We start from the raw sequence: 17,620 nt of genomic DNA, 5'->3' as shown, positions 1-17,620 counted from the left end.
ACGAGAGCATCATCAGCTGTCGTTATCCGCGACGAGCAACTCCAGGCTGTCATCGTCCGCAGGTTCGATGTAATCATTTGCCAGATGCAGGGCCACCCCATCCGGCGATGTCAGAATGCCGTCCTTGCGCATCTCGGCAGCGTTGAATACCAGGCGCCAGCGTTGGTCCGGCACCTGGCGGAAAAAAGCCGCCACGCCGACATACTTGGTGCCTGGATTCATTGGGGCGCTATCCGTGACCTGTTTCCCTGGCAACATGACGGTTTCACGCTCGGCCAGCAGCGACTCCCCCAGACTGTCCTTGCCATTGCGCCAGAGTTCGTCTGCCGAAGCCGCGTTGAAGGCCGTCAAAGAGTCAAGCTGATAGATACGCACGACAACGGAAAGCGGATTGCCCTCGGCATCCGGGTTGAGCTTTTCGTCGGCGTCCAGCGTGACAATGACACGCTCGTTCTTGCCGAACAGCACATCCCCGACCGTGCCGTCCATCTGGTTGCCGATACGGCTCCCTACACCGCAACCACTGAGCAGGCCCGTGACCACCAATCCCCCAACGATTAGTGGCCAAGCCCTATGGCGAATACAGGCCTTATGGCGAATGAATGCTGAAGATTCCCTGCGTGATGTCATTTTTCTTTTCCTACATCAGGCGATAGGTGAAGTCGCTATGCTCGTCGACACCCACTTCGATGCTATCGATAGGTGTATCTTCCGCCATGCGCTCCAATACCCGTTCAGCCAGTTGCGGCATCAAGGAGCCGGTCAACAGGTGGTCGATACTGCGGGCGCCGCTATCGGTCTGGGTGCAGCGTTCGGCAATATGCTCCGCCACACATTCCTCGAAGCTGAGTTGAGCCCCATGGTTATGCGAGAAGCGCTGTTGCAGGCGAGACAGCTTGAGGTTGACGATTCGCGTGAGCACATCACCCTGCACAGGGTAATAGGGCACGATCTTGAGACGTCCGAGGAAGGCCGGCTTGAAGATGGCATTGAGTGAATCACGCATTTCCTCTACCAGTGACTCTGCCTCAGGTAGAGACTCGGCCCCCAGGCAACGCTCCATGATCCAGTCTGTACCAACATTGGAAGTCAGCAGGATGACGCAGTTGCGAAAATCGATCTCGCGTCCTTCGCCATCTTCCATGACGCCCTTGTCAAACACTTGAAAGAACAGCTCAAGCACATCTGGATGTGCCTTCTCGACCTCATCCAGCAGCACTACGCTGTAGGGTTTGCGCCGGACAGCCTCGGTCAGCACACCACCTTCGCCATAGCCGACATAACCAGGCGGCGAGCCCTTGAGCGAGGAAACGGTATGTGCTTCCTGGTATTCGGACATGTTGATGGTGATCAGATTACGTTCACCGCCGTACAGAGTGTCGGCCAGCGCCAAGGCGCTCTCGGTCTTGCCGACACCACTGGGGCCGAGCAGCAAGAAGACGCCGATGGGCTTGTTGGGGTCCTCGAGCTTGGCCCTGGAAAGGCTGATGCGCTTGCCGATCTCGACCAGGGCATGGTCCTGGCCAATGACGCGCTCTCCCAGCAGCTCCGGCAGACGCCGTACTGTGTCGATCTCGTCACGCTGCATCTTGCCCAGCGGAATCCCCGTCCAGGCAGCCACTACTGAACCAATGGCATTGCCATCGACACAGGGATGCACCATGGGGCTGTCACCGACGATATCCTCGAGTGCATGACGCGCCTTCAGCAGGTTCTCGCGGGCGACTTCACGGGCCGCCTCGTCTTCTGCCTCACTCAGAGCTTTCTCTGCATCACGAATCGCCGCCACACCATCGCGCTGCTGCTGCCAGCGCAGTTCCAGGTCGGCGATCGTATCGACCAGTTCAGCACGCTTGGTTGCCAGTTCTTCAAGGCGAGCGCCGTGGCCGTCTTCACCGCGCTCCTGCTCATGCAACAACGCCGCCTGCTCGGCATCGAGGTCACTCAGGCGCTGACGCGCATCTTCCAACTCCGCCGGGGCTACCGCCTGGCCCAGAGCCACGCGTGCACAGGCAGTATCCAGCACACTGACCGCCTTGTCCGGCAACTGGCGACCCGTGATGTAGCGATGGGACAGGCGCACTGCCTGGATCACGGCATCATCGAGAATTTCCACACCATGGTGATCACGCATGCGCCCCGCCAGGCCGCGCAGCATATCAATGGCAACCTCTTCTGTCGGCTCATCGACCTTGATGACCTGGAAGCGCCGTGCCAGCGCGGCGTCTTTTTCGAAGTACTTCTTGTATTCCGCCCAGGTCGTGGCAGCGATGGTACGCAGCTCGCCCCGAGCCAGTGCTGGCTTGAGCAGGTTGGCAGCATCGTTCTGGCCTGCCTGCCCGCCACTGCCGATCAGCGTATGCGCTTCATCAATGAACAGGATGATCGGGTGCAGGCTGCGCTTGACCTCTTCAATGACATTCTTGAGACGCTGTTCGAACTCCCCTTTCACCCCGGCACCGGCCTGCAGCAAGCCCAGGTCCAGAGTGCGCAGCTCGACGTTAGCCAGCGCATCGGGCACATTTCCGGCAACTATCTTCAGCGCCAGGGCCTCGACCACTGCTGTCTTGCCGACCCCGGCCTCTCCGGTGAGAATCGGGTTGTTCTGGCGACGACGGGTAAGAATGTCGATCATCTGACGAACTTCAGCATCCCGGCCGAGTACGGGGTCGAGGCGTTTTTCCCGGGCATTGGCCGTCAGGTCGATGGTGTACTGATCCAGGGCCGGCGTCTTGCCGCCGCGGCGCGTTGTCCCCTCCTTCCCCGCTGTGGTGGAGCTCGCCTGGCCAGCACTCTGTTGCTCGGGGCTGGCTGACAGCAGATCATTGAAGTTCAGGCGCAGGTCGTCGGCATCCAGATGCTCCAGCTCAGGAGCACTTTCCACTACAATCCGGCGCAACTCCTGATCACTCAGCAAGGCCAGCATCAGGTGCCCGCTGCGAATGCATGAAACTTCCTGCTCGATGGAAGCAATCACCCAGGCCCGCTCTATCAGGCGAGTGATATGCGGTGACAGCGCCGGAGTGCGGGTACAGCCTGTCTTGAAGGATTCCAGTGCCTGATCAAGCTGATCGGCGAGCCGATCCAGGGCCAGTTCATAATGGCGGACAATGCGCAGCACATCGTTGTCATCAGCATCGAGCAGCTTGAGCAGCAGGTGCTCGACATCGACTTCGTACTGACGTTTAGCCAGACACAGGCCAGCGGCCTCTTCCATGGCACCGCGGCTGACATCATTGAGCTTGGCAAACAGTGTCTTGAGGCTCACGTTGTGGCTCCATTAAAGGGGATTTGGAAAAGTGCATGACCGTTGCATGTACGCGCCTGACTGCCCAGCCAGCCCATGCGACCAAGCGTCACTCCATCGCTCCCGCCCAGGCGGGCCGCAGGTACTTCACGAGCTTCGAGTTCAAGTTCAATTTCAAAATCCAGCTCAGCACCGAGATAGAAGCGGATCAGTTCCACCAGTTGAGCGTAATCAGGAGAACCTGGCTGAAAACGCTGGAAATCCTCCCGGAGAAGTGGCCCTAGCGCTATTCGTACACAGGACTGGTAGTCCCACACTCGATTGCCTGCCACGGCCGACTGCCCCAACTGGGCATTGCGCGAGCCCAGGCATGTGCGCTCACGCTCGGGAATATCCAGCCAACGCCCCGAGAAAGGACGTACCTGGCAGGACACGCCAAAATAGAAGCCCAGCATCACCTGCAGGTTGTGGGTGTTGCGTGGACGTTGCCCGAGCAGACCGGCAAAGTAACCAAACAACTCCCTGGGCAGGTTCGCCTCTCCCTCACCCTTGGCATGGCGATCAGTCAGCAGTGCCGTGGAGCGCTCCGTCAGGCCCAGCAGTGCATGCAATTGACGTTCGAAGTCAGCCTCACCCTTGCGCTCGTATTCGATGAAGAAGCGGTATTTCTGCCAGGCTTGGTAGAACAGCGCTGTCATGCGATGTGAGAACAGATCAAGAAACGCATGAGCTGCATCGTCACGCAGCTGTATGTGGCGATCGATCAGCGTCTCGGTATAAGGCCGTGGCAGAACACCCGAAGGCCCGATCAGGCCCATGAAGGTGACCTGGACCTCGGTCAGTGGCTGCTCCAGGGGTGACAGACGCTTGGTACTTTCAAAGGTCAGGTCACTGATCTCACTGGCCGGAAACTCCAGCGACAGCTTGGTACGAAAGCGCAGCGGATCCTCATGGGGGCGTGACTCAGGGTCAAGCCGCCCCTGATGGCTGTAATGCAGCCTGAGCAAGCGTACGAGCTGGAAGAAGCCGAACCGGTATGGCTCAGCCCGAGCTCGATCGATCAGACCAGGGGCTGAGAGCCGGTTCTGGGCGGCCATGTCACCACATCCTTCTCACGCTGGCGGCTACGCAAGGTGAGTTGAGTAAAACTGTTGATGGAGCAGTACTGTCCGAAGAAATGGTCCAGCACCATGCCAAATAGATAGATACCGCTACCGATGAACTGCTGCTCGTCGAGCTCCAGGGTAATGCCCAGGCCACGCACGAACGCCGGGCGAGGATGCCCGATTCGGGTCATGGCTGGCTGGCTGTCAATTGACACGATGCCATTGATCTGGCGACGGGCTGCTTCCGTGTCGCGATAGTTGTACAGCGAGAGGATTTCCAGCAAGGCTTCTCGGCCACGGGATACCAGCGACAGGTGATTGAGCGACAGATGAGAAATCAAGCGCCATATCAGCCCCTTGCCCAGCGGGGGACGCACTGCGGTGGTCGGCTTGCGCAGGCAACGAATGGTCTTGACGACCTGTTCCTGAGGCAGGGTGAAATCGCCTTGCGGCTGCCCGAAGCCCAACTGCTGTGGCAGATCCCGGTTACTGCATGTCAGCTTGAGACTGAGCACATCGTTGGCGGTATCGACTCGGGTCAGCTCTCGGTCCACCAGGCGCAGTTGCAACTCGGTACCATTATCCTGGCGGCGTTCCGAAGGCACTCGCCTGGCGACCCAGTAACTCTCACCGCGCTGGGTATCCCGGCGACGTGGTTCGAAGAATGGGTGACACACTGACACCACATCGCGCTCAGCGGTTTTCTTGACCCTCTTGACGCTGTCGATGGACAGGATTTCCACCCCATAGGGATGACGAACATCGGCCACCACCGGGTATTCATGCTGGGTGTGGGTCAGCTTGATCGGCTCCGCCAATTGCTGGAACAGGTTGATCACTGGGGTACAGCCAAGACGAAAATGATTGCGCCCGAGGTTCTGAGCCAGGCGTGCCAGGCGCTCACTCTGGGTATAGTCCGCAAAATGAAAATGCAGCTGGAAGCCCGAGCCCTTGACTCTCGCCAACACTCGCTCCAATCCCCGGATATCGAAGAACATGAATTTCTCCGGGAAGATGAAGTACTCATGCAACAGGCGATAACCGAGGAAGGAACGTTCGGAATACTCGATAAGCCCTTCATCCACGCCAAACCCTACTGCCTGGATAGCATCGAGAGGCAGATTGACTTCACGGCGCTGGCTACCTTCATGGAAGCTGACACTGAGCCGTGACAGGTTATTGAAGAGCAGTTCATGCAATGGATGCATCAAGGCCCCTTCCCCATCGAGGAAGAAGCGCAGGCTATCAATACCCAGGGGGCCGACGCTCTGACCTGCCAGGCTTGCCAGGTCAAGGTCCAGACGCGCAACGCTGTCCCGGTCACGTCCATTGAAGGCCGAACGCTCCAGCAAGTTGAAACGTGCCTGTTCCACCTTGATCGGCCAGACACTCACGTCGTAGCAGGTGCGGAAGCGGCAGGCCGTGCCTCCGACCGCGCGAGAAAACAGTTCTGTATGCCGCGACACTCGGTAGCGTGAATCCAGTGTCGACCGATCACCAAGGTCAAACTGGGCAATCGACAGCGAAGGCGTGGGCCTCAGGTAATGGGGATACAACACATCAAGAAAGGACTCGACGATTTCCGGCAGGTCATCATCGAGCTTCTTGTGGACACGAGCCGACAGGAAGGCAAACGCCTCGATCAGGCGTTCGGTGTGCGGATCGGCACATCCATCCTCTTCGAGCTGGAGACGAGCAGCCACTTTCGGATACTCACGCGCGAACTCCTGGCCCAGAAAGCGCAGGTGCGAAAGTTCCTTTTCATAATACGGCAGCAGTTCGTCTAGCATCAGGTCAGATTCTGTACTTTATAACTCTGGGTTTCGGCTTGAAGCACCGCATCAAAAGCGACTTGCTGAGAGGCATCCACCAGTACCAGCAAGGCATCCACTCGAAAGCGCAACAGACGGTCCTGGTTGTCCTGATCAAGCAGCCGGACACGCACGTTGCGAAAGCGACAATCGTTGCTTTCGATGGCATGTTCGAGTTGGCGCTGAATCAGTTGACGGTCTTCACTGCTGTGCAGCCCCCGACCAAGAAAGTCAGGCAAACCGAACTCCAGCAACGAACCATGCAGCAGTGGATATCCCGACAATCGGGATGCCAGGAGCTCTCGACGAGTGTTGACCAAGGATTCCAGATCACTCACGATCGAGGCCTTGTACTCCTCGAGTGAGCACCATTGCCTTTCCACGGCTTCCACACTGCGATGCGGTTCGTCATCAAGTAGACGATCCCAGAGTGTGGGCACGAACATCCTTGTGCCTTTGACTTGCACGGCGGCTTACCTCATCAACCATGACGGCCGACTTCAGGCTATCTCCCTCGGTCGGCACAGACCCTCAACAACTTCAGCTCTCGACGATGCCCCTACTCAACGGCATCAACCGCGATCAATTGCGAGTTGACTGGGGAAGCTCTGCTACCAGGCGCAGAGACGCTGTCAACTCATCAAGCTGATAGTGAGGACGCAAGAAAGTCACCGCCTTGTACACACCTGGCTTGCCCGGCACCTCGGCCACTTCCACACGCGCTTCACGCAGCGGGAACTGGGCCTTGGCCTCCTGGCTAGCGTTATCATCAAGTAGTACATACTGGGATAACCAGTCATTGAGATAGCGCTCGACACTGGTGCGCGAGGCAAAGCTGCCCACCTTGTCACGCATGATGGCCTTCATGTAATGGGCAATACGTGAAGTGGCGAATATGTACTGCAGCTGTGCCGACAGACGCGCATTGGCATTGGCCACATCCGTGTTGTAATGCTTCTGCTTCTGGGAAGACTGCACGCCGAAGAAGGCGGCATAATCGGTACCCTTGCAATGCACCAACGGAATGAAGCCAAGATCGGCCAGTTCTTTCTCCCGGCGATCGGTGATGGCGATCTCTGTCGGACACTTGAGCGCCACTTCTCCATCATCGGTCTGGAAAGTGTGAGTCGGCAGATCCTCGACCAGGCCGCCGCCTTCGACACCACGAATCGCCACACACCAGCCATAGTTGGAGAAAGCGTCCGTCACCCGTGCACCCAGAGCATATGCGGCATTCATCCACAGATACTTGTTGTGCTCACGGCCATCGACATTCTCGACAAAGTTGAATTCTTCAACCGGATCAGTGTCTGGGCCGTACGGCAGACGCCCAAGCACATGGGGCAGGGTCAGGCCTACGTAGCGAGCATCTTCCGAATTGCGGAAGGATTTCCACTTGGCGTATTCAACCGTATCGAAGATCTTGGAGAGGTCTCGTGGCCCACTCATTTCAGTGAAGGAGTCCCAGCCGAACAGTTCGGGGGAAGACGCCGAGATGAACGGAGCATGGGCAGCAGCTGCCACGTGAGATATCTGCTCGAGCAGGTAGATATCTTCGGGGCTACGAGAAAACTCATAATCACCGATCAGCATACCGAAGGGGGCACCACCGAAAGTGCCATACTCTTCTTCGTACACTTTCTTGAACAGCGCACTTTGATCAAATTCCGGAGCTGACTTCATATCGCGAACCAGATCTTTCTTGGTCGCATTGAGCACCTGAATCTTCATGTTGGTGCCCGTTTCACTTTGGTCAACCAGATACTTGAGACCACGCCAGGATGATTCGAGCTGCTGGAACTCGTTGGCATGCATGATCTCGTTCATCTGCTCCGAGAGCATGGCGTCGATTTCCGCGATGCGGGCATCAAGCACGGCAATCAGGTCTTTGCTGGGAAGAACTTCTCCCTCCAGCACCTGAGCCACCAATTCCTCAATCAGGTCACGAGCGCGGTTACGCTCAGTCTCCGAGCGAGCCACTCGGCTTTCGGAAATGATGCTGTCAAGCAGCGACGACTGTGGCGCATAAACCGTTTCCTGAACGTCCTGAGCCGCCGCTGCCTGGGTTTCGGTATTCTTCTCTGACATGTCGTGACTCCGCCGTTACTTGTCGTCGTCTGAGCGTACCGCTTGTTCGCGACCAAACTCTTCGCCCAGGGCCTTGAGTTTCTCGCTGTTTTGCAGCACGTCCATCAGCAGTTCTTCCAGCTTGTCGTTGCCGCCCATCTTGTTGCGCAGGTCGGCCAGCTTGTTACGCACTTCCAACAGCTTGCGCAGCGGTTCGACCTGTTTAACCACGTTTTGTGGTTCAAAGTCTTCCAGTGCATTGAAGTTCAGTTCTACCGGCAATTGAGAACCATCTTTCGACAGCGTATTGTCGACCCGATAAGCCAAGCGGGGCTTGAACCCCTTCAACACGCTGTTGAAATTGTCACGGTCGATGGCAACAAACTTGCGATCCTTGAGCTTGGGAGGCGGGCTCAGTGGATTACCGGTGTAATCCCCCACCACGCCAGCCACGAAGGGAAGCTCCTTCTGCTCCTGGCTATCGCCAATCTCCACATCGTAGGTAATGTGAACACGCGGTGCGCGAATTCGTCCCAGCTTGTGTTGTGTGCTATCCCTTTCCGCCATGGCGTCGATATCCTCATGCGTTGATATGATTCGTTCGCTTCAGTGCCGACGACCTCAAATCGCGGCGATGGCCTTCATCAGGCGTTCCTTGACGGCGTCTTCCATTTCGGCGACGTCCGCCTCGTCAATCAGCTCTTCAAAAGTGTTGTTACCGGCAATCTCAGTGCTTCGCAGGATCAGGCCTTCATCCGGAAGATGTGATGTCACCGGAGAACCAATGACACAGAATGGCATGTCACCGAAATCCGTCAGCTTCTCGAAACTGACGGGAAAACGCAGCCCCAGCAGCAAACGACCCAGACCTGGTGCACGATTGATGCAATAAAAGAGCATCAGGTAATGCACGACAAAGCGGAACAGTTCGGCGGTGCTGCGATTAGGGTCTTTGATGATCTGGCGAAACTGTTGTAGCTCGAAGCCCTTGAAACCGACGATCCAGCGCACCGGACTGGTGACGCGCAGAGGCTTGTTACGTCCCGCCAGGGACACGTCGTATTCGTAGGGATACAGTTGGGGGGTAGAACTGAGGATTTCCAAAGGAACATCCAGTTCCTGGATCAGTCGAAATGGAGCTGCCCCTGCAGTGTTTTCAAACAGGGACTTGAATTCCTTGAAAGCATGCTGGGCTTCTCTGCCACTGCCTCGTGGCGCACCTTGAAGATACTCGCCAAAGATCGTCTGGGGGCGAATCAGTAACCCCAGCGTATCGAGGTAATCCGTTGCCTGTTCATGCAGGAGATCACCGACGACTCGCGTCTGTTTGCGGGCCTTGATGAACGACTCTATGTCAAACGTTCGTTCCATTTCCAGATTCCCTCCTGCCGCCCTTGTTTATTTATCTATTGATGAGACTAGTTGACGAAACTAGTACAAGGGTTCAGCTCGCTTGAGTTCATAGGTCTTGATATCGGATCCGCCATTGGAATCTTGAACGGTGTCGACCCAGCTCAACCGTTGACCATCATCATCCAGGCGCAAGATGAATGGCTGCAATTTACCGTCGAAACGATAAAAGCGTTGCTCACCCGATACAGCTTGTTCCCAACTCCCCCAGAGCGTTGAGGTAAAATCCCCACCAATCGCATCGACGTGAGTCTGCTGCAGAACATAGTTCATCGGATGACCATCATCAGGGTCGCGATGCAATGTCAGGTCGGCACGAATCTCGCGACAGTCATCGCAAGGCAACGTGCCTACATAACGAGTCACGGGCTCCGAGCGCTGCCCCCCGCCCTGTTCATCTGTAGAAGCACAGCCCCCCAGCGCGGCAAGGGCAACCCCCAGCAGCAGCGATGAAGCAGCGATGGTTCTGCCGTGAACAGCACTGTCGGAAACAAGCAATGAACGCGTCGCTACCCTGCGTAGCGTTTGATTAATGTTAGACATAAGAGATCTGCCAGTCACAGACACTATCTATACAAGCCCTAAAAACAAGCCCCATAGACATCATCCACAACCAAGACAGCAACACTCCATCATGGTCCATTAATTATTCAAAGAAGTGCTTCAATGCGCTTCTTCTCTTCCTTCTCGTTCGGTCAGCTCAATGCATCTATCTTGGCGCAACTTGTTACATAGTGCACTTGTCATGCACATGACGACATGTGTAATCCCTTCATGCAACCGTGCCAGGATATACAGAACTGCCGAACCGTCCCCTTGCGGTGCACAATACCAGATGCCCATGTTCTCCGACAGCTTACCTACGAGTGGACATGTGTAAGCGATATATTATTTGTTTGTAAGAGATATCTCACACATGGTTCTTTTCTTCTTTTGAATCAGTAATTTCTGAAATTTTATGTGCATAACCGTGCTTTTGCGTAAAGGAAGGTCTCATGAAGATACATTGGCAATGTTGCAATTTGTGCAACGCCTCATGCAACCATGCATCCTTCCATTTTGAAGCAAGGACAGATAGCCAGCCCGAAAGGCGCCTTCCACACGCCTGCCGTTAGTGAAATGCCGCCCTCATGTTGGTTATACTCTATGAAGTCGCAACCGCGCCGTTTAGCCGGATGCTTGGCGCTGGCAAGTGCATCTCGTCCTACTGCTGCCCCTGCAGGCAGTAACAATGTTTAACCGATAACTCCAGGGCCCGTCGCCCATATAATCAAGGAAGCTGCAAATGATTTTCCGACTGCGCCGACTCCTTTGCTCCATGCTGATTGTTACCTTGGCCTTTGGCGCCATGCCGGTGATGGCCTCCGCATCCCCTACACCACTAGCATCCACCGCCGATGTATTGTCTGCACAGAGCCAAAATGATGCGCGTGACCGTATCACCCAGGTACTTGCCCGCGAAGACGTCCAACGCCAGCTCGTCGCCCAGGGCGTCGATCCATCCGAAGTGGAAAAACGCGTGGCAGCTCTATCCGACAGTGAGGCTCAGCAGATGGCAGACCAGCTTGACAACATGCCGGCAGGTGCCAGTGTTGTCGGCGTACTGTTCGCCGTCTTCGTCATCCTGCTGGTGACTGATATTCTCGGGCTGACTGACGTCTTCCCCTTCGTCCGTTGATGATATCCAGCGAGCACCGCATGCCGCGCTTATCACACCCTCTCTATAGCGCCCGCCTCGCGGGCGCTATAGCATTGGCAGTCTTGTTCCTGCTGACAGGTTGTGCCAGCAGCCCAAAGCTTGATCCCGGGCTCGGCACCAGAATCCAGCCCAAGGTATTGCTCGAAGATGTCCCCTTCCACCCGCAGCGGGACTATCAATGCGGCCCAGCAACCCTCGCTATGTTGCTTAACGACAGCAACGTGGATGTCAGTGTCGACACCCTGATTCCTGAAGTCTACGTTCCTGGCCGCAAGGGCAGCCTGCAGCCAGAAATGCTGGCTGCGACTCGACGCCACGGACGCATCCCCTTTGTGCTACCGGCACGGCTTGATGCCGTACTGGGCGAAGTCGATGCAGGCCACCCTGTCGCCGTACTGCAAAATCTGTCACTACCCGCCTTTCCTTTGTGGCACTTTGCTGTCGTCAATGGCTACGACCTGAGCAATGAAGAACTGTCGATGCGCACAGGTGTTACTCGCCAGGATCACATAGCGTTCAGCCGCTTCGATGCCACCTGGGCGCGCAGCAAGCGCTGGGCCTTCGTTGCTCTTGCTCCCGGCGAGCTTCCGGTCGATATCGAAGCCCAGAATGCCCTGCAGGCCATTTCCGACTTTGAAAGCTCCCAAGGAGCTGCCAGCGCACTCCCGGCCTGGCGAGCCTTCACGGAACGCTTCCCGAACAATGCCATGGGCGCTTTCGCGCAGGGCAACGCCTACCATGCAACGGATGACACCGAGCACGCTATCGATGCCTGGCAGCTGGCAACCTTGCTTGATCCAATGCTGGCCCCCGCCTGGCTCAATCTCGGCCTGACCCAGGCCGACCTGGGCCAGCAAAGCGCTGCACGCACCGCACTGCGCCAGGCCGCAACCATCAGTGGACCATGGCAGGAAACTGCTCAACGTGCGCTGACTGAGCTCGACGCTGGCGGATTAGATGATCGCAGCACACCACAACACAACAAGACACCGGGACTTAAGGAGAAGCCCCTATGAGCTATGACATCGTCGTCAAGCGTATCTATCAGCCCATCGACGAGTCTGACGGTGCCCGCATCCTGGTCGACCGTCTCTGGCCACGCGGACGAGCACGCGAGGCCCTAGCGCTGACCGACTGGTATCGAGACGCATCTCCCAGCAACGCCTTGCGCCGCCGTTATCACGACGAAGCGATAAACCGTGCGGTATTTGAAATTCGCTATCGCGGAGAGTTGCGCGACAACCCCGAGAACCTGGTGCCACTGATGCGCCTGGTTAGACGCGGACGCCTGACCCTGTTGACAGCCACCCGCGACGTGGAAGAGTCTTACCTGCCTCTTTTACGTGACGCCATCCTCGAGGCCCTGCACAAGGAAGACCAGGCAGATGTCCTGCCGTCTTCACCGCCCTGCTACGGCAACGAGAAGCACTTCGGCGGAAAACATCTCGATGACGATCAATCTCTTGGTCAATCCTCTACCGATGAGAATCTCTCGGATGACACCCCATCATCCTGACCAGCCATAGCCCTGCTCCGGGGTGATACCCCTGAACGATGATCAAGACGCAAGACGGCGCCCCAATGGGCGCCGTCTTGCGTCTGCATGTCGATCCATCATGGAGCGGCAATGCATAGGCAGGAGCACTCAGAACACTCGATTCAGGCCATTTTGCGCGGCAACCCGATAGGCCTCCGCCATGGTCGGATAGTTGAACGTTGTATTGACGAAGTACTCCAGCGTATTCGCCGCCCCCTCCTGCTGCATGATGGCCTGGCCGATATGCACGATTTCTGAAGCTTGGTCACCAAAGCAATGAATGCCATATATCTCCAGCGTGCTCTGATCGAACAGGATCTTGAGCATCCCCACCGTATCGCCAGTGATCTGTGCTCGAGCGGTGTCCTTGAAGAACGCGTGGCCGACTTCATAGGGCACCTTGGCTTCTGTCAGCTCACGCTCGGTGCGACCGAAGGAGCTGATCTCCGGAATGGTGTAGATTCCGGTCGGTACCTCAGTGATGTAACGGAACTTCTTGTCCAGCAGCGTATTGCAGGCATTCAGCCCTTGGTCGTAAGCCGCGCTGGCAAGACTAGGCCAACCAATGACATCGCCAGCCGCATAGATATGCGGAATGGCCGTGCGATAGTGCTCATCAACTTGCAACTGCCCGCGCCCATTGGCGGTCAAGCCAATATTCTCGAGCCCTAGCTCATCCGTATTGCCGGTACGTCCGTTGGCCCACAGGAAGGCATCGGCTCGCAGGCGCTTGCCCGATTTGAGATAGACCGTGACACCCTCATCATCGCCTTCGACTCGCTCATAATCTTCGTTATGACGAATCAACACACCATGCTTGCGCAGATGATAGGACAAGGCGTCACTGATTTCGTCATCAAGGAAGGACAGCAGGCTATCGCGGTTGTTGATCAGGTCGACCTTGAGGCTCAGCCCGGAGAAGATCGAGGCATACTCGCACCCGATCACACCAGCCCCGAAAATGATCAGGGTCCGTGGAGTGTGGCCCATGCCCAGAATACTGTCGGAACAATAGATTCGCGGATGACGAAAATCGATATCGGCAGGCCGGTACGGACGAGATCCCGTGGCAATGATGATCTCTTTCGCAACCAGCTCCTCGTTTTTCTCGCTGCTCCCCCTCACTACCAGAGTGTTCTCATCCTTGAAATGCGCCACCCCATGGTAAAGGTCGATGCGATTACGCGCATAAAAGTTGGTACGCATTGCCACCTGCCGATCGATCGTAGGCCGGGAACGCTCACGCACCTTGGGAAAGGAAAACCAGCGTGGCTCACCGATGTCACGGAACATGGTGTTCGTATTGAATGACATGATCTGGCGAACCTGATGGCGCAATGCCTTGGAAGGTATCGTGCCCCAATGCGTGCAATTGCCGCCAACACGGGCCTGCTTTTCGATGATGGCCACGCGCTTGCCATTCTTGGCGGCATTGATCGCCGCACTTTCACCGGCAGGACCAGTACCAATAACCACGACATCGTACTTGTGCACCGAGCTGTGGACTACCATCGTTTCTCCCTTATTCCTGTCTTTCCCGGTCCCCAGAACCGAGCACGGCGCCCCTCGGGGCGCCGTCATCATTCATTCGATTCAATCAACTGCCGCGCGATCAACGACGAGTAGCGTCGTAGCCCAGATCAAGACCACGATTTTCATCGGCACGTCGGCGCGTACTGACGGCACGCTTGCGAGACTCTTCCTCGCAAACCTCATCCTTGCCACCACAGATCTCGCACCCATCCTTGAGCCCCAGAGCATTGAGGCCGCCACAGGAGCCGGCAATGGGCTTGCGCCCCATGATGACACCAATGGCCATGGCAGCGGTAATCAGCAACATGGCAGCAAGAACAACGAAAAAGATGGTCATGACAGACTCCTTGCTATAAATCACAGGCAACACGCAATGAATCCAGGCAACAGGAATCAACATCAACCGCTGCCTATGGGGTTAGTTGCCGGAACCGAGGGAACCTTACCTCAAATAGACATTGCCCCAGATATCGGACGACTCATGACGGTGGCAGGTTCCATCGTTTCTGGTCCCATTATGCCAGATTTCGGTCCTCGGTGCTGCGCTTTTATAGCCTACGAAACGTTATCACGCATAAAACAAAACCGGCCCAGAAGGGCCGGTTTTGTTGATGACACTGATGAATCAGCCACCAAAGTCGTCGAGCAGGATATTCTCTGGCTCAACGCCAAGGTCCAGCAGCATCTTGATCACGGAAGCGTTCATCATGGGCGGTCCGCACATGTAGAACTCGCAATCTTCAGGAGCCGGATGGTCCTTGAGATAGTTCTCGTAGAGCACATTGTGAATAAAGCCCGTCGGGCCTTCCCAATTGTCCTCGGGCAGAGGATCAGACAGTGCCAGGTGCCATTCGAAGTTCGAATGCTCCTTGGCCAACTGGTCATATTCCTCGTTGTAAAACGTTTCACGCCAGGAACGAGCACCGTACCAGAAGGACATCTTGCGCGTGCTGTTCAGGCGCTTGAGCTGGTCGAAGATATGGCTGCGCATCGGCGCCATGCCGGCACCACCACCAATGAAGACCATCTCGGCATCGGTTTTCTTGGCAAAGAACTCACCGAAGGGCCCCATCACAGTGACCTTGTCACCCGGCTTCAGACTGAAGACATAGGTAGACATCAAGCCAGGCGGATGACTGGAGTTGGGCGGAGGCGTGGCAATCCGGATATTGAACTTGAGAATACCCTTCTCTTCCGGATAGTTGGCCATCGAGTATGCACGGATGACTTCTTCGGTGTTCTTGTGAGAGATATTGAACAGACCGAACTTGTCCCAGTCTCCACGGTACTCGTCCTCGACATCGAAGTCGGAGAACTTGATGTCATAAGGCGGCGCAATCAGCTGAACATAACCGCCAGCGCGGAACGCCACTTCCTCTCCCTCAGGCAACTTGAGGTTGAGTTCCTTGATGAAGGTGGCAACGTTAGGGTTCTTGATGACCTCACATTCCCACTTCTTGACACCAAACACCTCTTCCGGCACCTGAATCTTCATGTCCTGCTTGACAGGCACCTGGCACGACAGGCGCCAGCCGCTTTTCTTTTCACGCAGGGTGAAATGAGATTCTTCGGTGGGCAGGATGGAACCACCACCCTCTTCCACACGACAACGGCACTGAGCGCAAGAGCCGCCGCCGCCACAGGCGGAAGACAGGAAGATGCCGTTGGCTGCAAGAGTGTTGAGCAGCTTGCCGCCTGCCTGGGTGGTAATGGTGTTGGCAGGGTCTCCATTGACCTCAATGGACACATCGCCGGTGCTGACCAGCTTGCTTCGGGCTGCCAGGATCACCGCCGTCAGACTGATGACGATGACGGTGAACATGACCACGCCGAGCACGATGACTGTTGTATCAACCATGTCGGTTTCCTATTGCTATTTGCTAGCGTTTCCTGGTATCCGGCGGCGAACCGCCGGATCGCGCTCAGAGCTGGATGCCAGAGAAGGACATGAAGCCCAGGGACATCAGACCCACAGTGATGAAGGTGATGCCCAGTCCCTGCAGAGACGCTGGCACATCGCTGTACTTCAACTTCTCGCGAATACCTGCCAGAGCTGTGATGGCCAGTGCCCAGCCGAAACCAGCACCAAAGCCATAGACCACGGACTCGCCGAAGTTATAGTCACGCTCGACCATGAACAGGGTGCCACCCAGGATGGCGCAGTTCACGGTGATCAGCGGCAGGAACACACCAAGAGCGTTGTACAGAGACGGTACAAACTTATCGAGGAACATCTCGAGAATCTGCACCAGCGCTGCAATAACGCCGATATAGGACAACAGCCCAAGGAACGTCAGATCGATGTTCTCTGCACCGGGAATGCCTGTCCAGGACAGTGCGCCTTCCGCCAGCAGATACTTCAGGATCAGGTTGTTCACCGGCACGGTGACGGTTAGAACCACCACCACGGCAATACCCAGGCCGATGGCCGAGGATACCTTCTTGGATACCGCCATGAAGGTACACATGCCGAGGAAGAAGGCCAAGGCCATGTTCTCGACGAACACGGAGGCAACGAACAGGCTCAGGTAATGTTCCATGTTACACGGCCTCCTTCGGCTCAGTGTTGTGCTTCATCACGAACTCGTTGCTCTCGACCTGTTCCGGGTGGATGCTACGCAGCACCCAGATGATCAGGCCAATGATGAAGAACGCGGACGGCGGCAACAGCAGCAAGCCGTTGGGCACATACCAGCCACCGTTCTGAACGGTTTCCAGAATGGTCACACCAAACAGGCTGCCAGAACCGAACAGTTCACGGATGAAGCCTACGGTCATCAGGATGAAGCCATAGCCAAGACCGTTGCCGATACCATCGAGGAATGACAGGCCTGGTGTATTGGTCATGGCGAAGCCTTCTGCACGCCCCATCACGATACAGTTGGTGATGATCAGACCAACGAACACCGACAACTGCTTGGACATGTCATAGGCATAGGCCTTGAGGACCTGGTCTACCACGATGACCAGAGAGGCAATGATGGTCATCTGAACGATGATTCGGATCGATGAAGGAATATGATTCCGAATCAACGACACGAACATGCTGGAGAAAGCCGTCACTGACATCACGGCCAGGGTCATGACCAATGATACGCTCAGGCTGGAAGTCACCGCCAATGCCGAGCAGATACCGAGAATCTGCAGAGCAATGGGGTTGTTCCTGAAGAGAGGCGTCAGCAGGACGCCCTTGGGAGTCGGTTCAGCCAT

At 56.3% G+C, this 17,620-nt stretch carries 17 protein-coding genes; 3 read left to right on the top strand and 14 right to left on the bottom strand.

Going from position 1 to position 17,620, the window contains the following annotated elements:
- Positions 1-12: 12 nt before the first annotated feature.
- The 9 genes from tssJ to E4T21_RS08170 all read right to left on the bottom strand — a co-directional run bounded on the left by tssJ (position 13) and on the right by E4T21_RS08170 (position 10,184).
- Positions 13-630, bottom strand: a complete 618-nt coding sequence (tssJ, locus tag E4T21_RS08210; protein WP_149284532.1) for a type VI secretion system lipoprotein TssJ — start codon at positions 628-630, stop codon at positions 13-15.
- Positions 631-640: 10 nt separating this feature from the next.
- The gene (tssH, locus tag E4T21_RS08205) at positions 641-3,268 is read right to left on the bottom strand and encodes a type VI secretion system ATPase TssH (RefSeq protein WP_149284531.1); all 2,628 of its coding nucleotides are present in this window, start codon (positions 3,266-3,268) and stop codon (positions 641-643) included.
- The gene (gene tssG, locus E4T21_RS08200; protein ID WP_149284530.1) at positions 3,265-4,344 is read right to left on the bottom strand and encodes a type VI secretion system baseplate subunit TssG; all 1,080 of its coding nucleotides are present in this window, start codon (positions 4,342-4,344) and stop codon (positions 3,265-3,267) included. Before tssG ends, tssH begins: the two co-directional genes overlap by 4 nt.
- A complete protein-coding gene (gene tssF / locus E4T21_RS08195; protein ID WP_149284529.1) occupies positions 4,308-6,143 on the bottom strand; it encodes a type VI secretion system baseplate subunit TssF in 1,836 nt (611 codons plus the stop codon). Before tssF ends, tssG begins: the two co-directional genes overlap by 37 nt.
- A complete protein-coding gene (tssE, locus tag E4T21_RS08190; RefSeq protein ID WP_240349331.1) occupies positions 6,143-6,604 on the bottom strand; it encodes a type VI secretion system baseplate subunit TssE in 462 nt (153 codons plus the stop codon). The genes tssF and tssE overlap by 1 nt, the downstream gene beginning before the upstream one ends.
- Positions 6,605-6,746: 142 nt before the next feature.
- Entirely contained in the window at positions 6,747-8,252 is a 1,506-nt protein-coding gene (tssC, locus tag E4T21_RS08185) for a type VI secretion system contractile sheath large subunit (protein WP_149284527.1), read from the bottom strand.
- A gap of 15 nt (positions 8,253-8,267) precedes the next feature.
- Positions 8,268-8,798: a type VI secretion system contractile sheath small subunit gene (tssB, locus tag E4T21_RS08180; protein ID WP_149284526.1), complete on the bottom strand. Its 531-nt coding sequence runs from the start codon at positions 8,796-8,798 to the stop codon at positions 8,268-8,270.
- 54 nt (positions 8,799-8,852) lie between these two features.
- Positions 8,853-9,602 carry a hypothetical protein gene (locus E4T21_RS08175; RefSeq protein WP_149284525.1) on the bottom strand — a complete coding sequence of 250 codons (750 nt, stop codon included), beginning with the start codon at positions 9,600-9,602 and terminating at the stop codon, positions 8,853-8,855.
- A gap of 60 nt (positions 9,603-9,662) precedes the next feature.
- Complete coding sequence (locus E4T21_RS08170) at positions 9,663-10,184, bottom strand: copper resistance protein NlpE N-terminal domain-containing protein (protein ID WP_149284524.1); 522 nt, start codon at positions 10,182-10,184, stop codon at positions 9,663-9,665.
- Positions 10,185-10,929: 745 nt separating this feature from the next.
- On the opposite strand from E4T21_RS08170, the gene E4T21_RS08165 reads away from it, so the two are divergent.
- The 3 genes from E4T21_RS08165 to E4T21_RS08155 are packed head-to-tail and all read left to right on the top strand — an operon-like array spanning position 10,930 to position 12,856.
- Complete coding sequence (locus tag E4T21_RS08165) at positions 10,930-11,319, top strand: PA2779 family protein (protein WP_149287109.1); 390 nt, start codon at positions 10,930-10,932, stop codon at positions 11,317-11,319.
- Between the two features lie 20 nt (positions 11,320-11,339).
- Positions 11,340-12,356, top strand: coding sequence for a PA2778 family cysteine peptidase (locus E4T21_RS08160; RefSeq protein ID WP_149284523.1), 1,017 nt, complete (start codon positions 11,340-11,342; stop codon positions 12,354-12,356).
- On the top strand, positions 12,353-12,856 hold the full coding sequence (locus E4T21_RS08155; RefSeq protein ID WP_149284522.1) for a DUF488 domain-containing protein: 504 nt from the start codon (positions 12,353-12,355) through the stop codon (positions 12,854-12,856). The genes E4T21_RS08160 and E4T21_RS08155 overlap by 4 nt, the downstream gene beginning before the upstream one ends.
- A 129-nt stretch (positions 12,857-12,985) precedes the next feature.
- Here E4T21_RS08155 and sthA read toward each other — a convergent pair whose 3' ends face one another.
- From sthA to E4T21_RS08130, 5 genes are all read right to left on the bottom strand, one after another.
- Entirely contained in the window at positions 12,986-14,389 is a 1,404-nt protein-coding gene (gene sthA / locus E4T21_RS08150; protein WP_149284521.1) for a Si-specific NAD(P)(+) transhydrogenase, read from the bottom strand.
- Positions 14,390-14,489: 100 nt separating this feature from the next.
- Positions 14,490-14,747, bottom strand: a complete 258-nt coding sequence (nqrM, locus tag E4T21_RS08145) for a (Na+)-NQR maturation NqrM (RefSeq protein WP_149284520.1) — start codon at positions 14,745-14,747, stop codon at positions 14,490-14,492.
- Positions 14,748-15,035: 288 nt separating this feature from the next.
- Positions 15,036-16,268, bottom strand: a complete 1,233-nt coding sequence (nqrF, locus tag E4T21_RS08140) for an NADH:ubiquinone reductase (Na(+)-transporting) subunit F (protein ID WP_149284519.1) — start codon at positions 16,266-16,268, stop codon at positions 15,036-15,038.
- Between the two features lie 64 nt (positions 16,269-16,332).
- A complete protein-coding gene (gene nqrE, locus E4T21_RS08135) occupies positions 16,333-16,950 on the bottom strand; it encodes an NADH:ubiquinone reductase (Na(+)-transporting) subunit E (RefSeq protein WP_149284518.1) in 618 nt (205 codons plus the stop codon).
- Between the two features lies 1 nt (position 16,951).
- Positions 16,952-17,620: an NADH:ubiquinone reductase (Na(+)-transporting) subunit D gene (locus tag E4T21_RS08130; protein ID WP_149287108.1), complete on the bottom strand. Its 669-nt coding sequence runs from the start codon at positions 17,618-17,620 to the stop codon at positions 16,952-16,954.

Origin of the sequence: Halomonas binhaiensis, from assembly GCF_008329985.2 — a bacterium.
GTDB lineage: Bacteria > Pseudomonadota > Gammaproteobacteria > Pseudomonadales > Halomonadaceae > Halomonas > Halomonas binhaiensis.
Note: the sequence above shows the minus strand (reverse complement) of the source record. Positions and strands in the feature narration are given on the sequence as shown.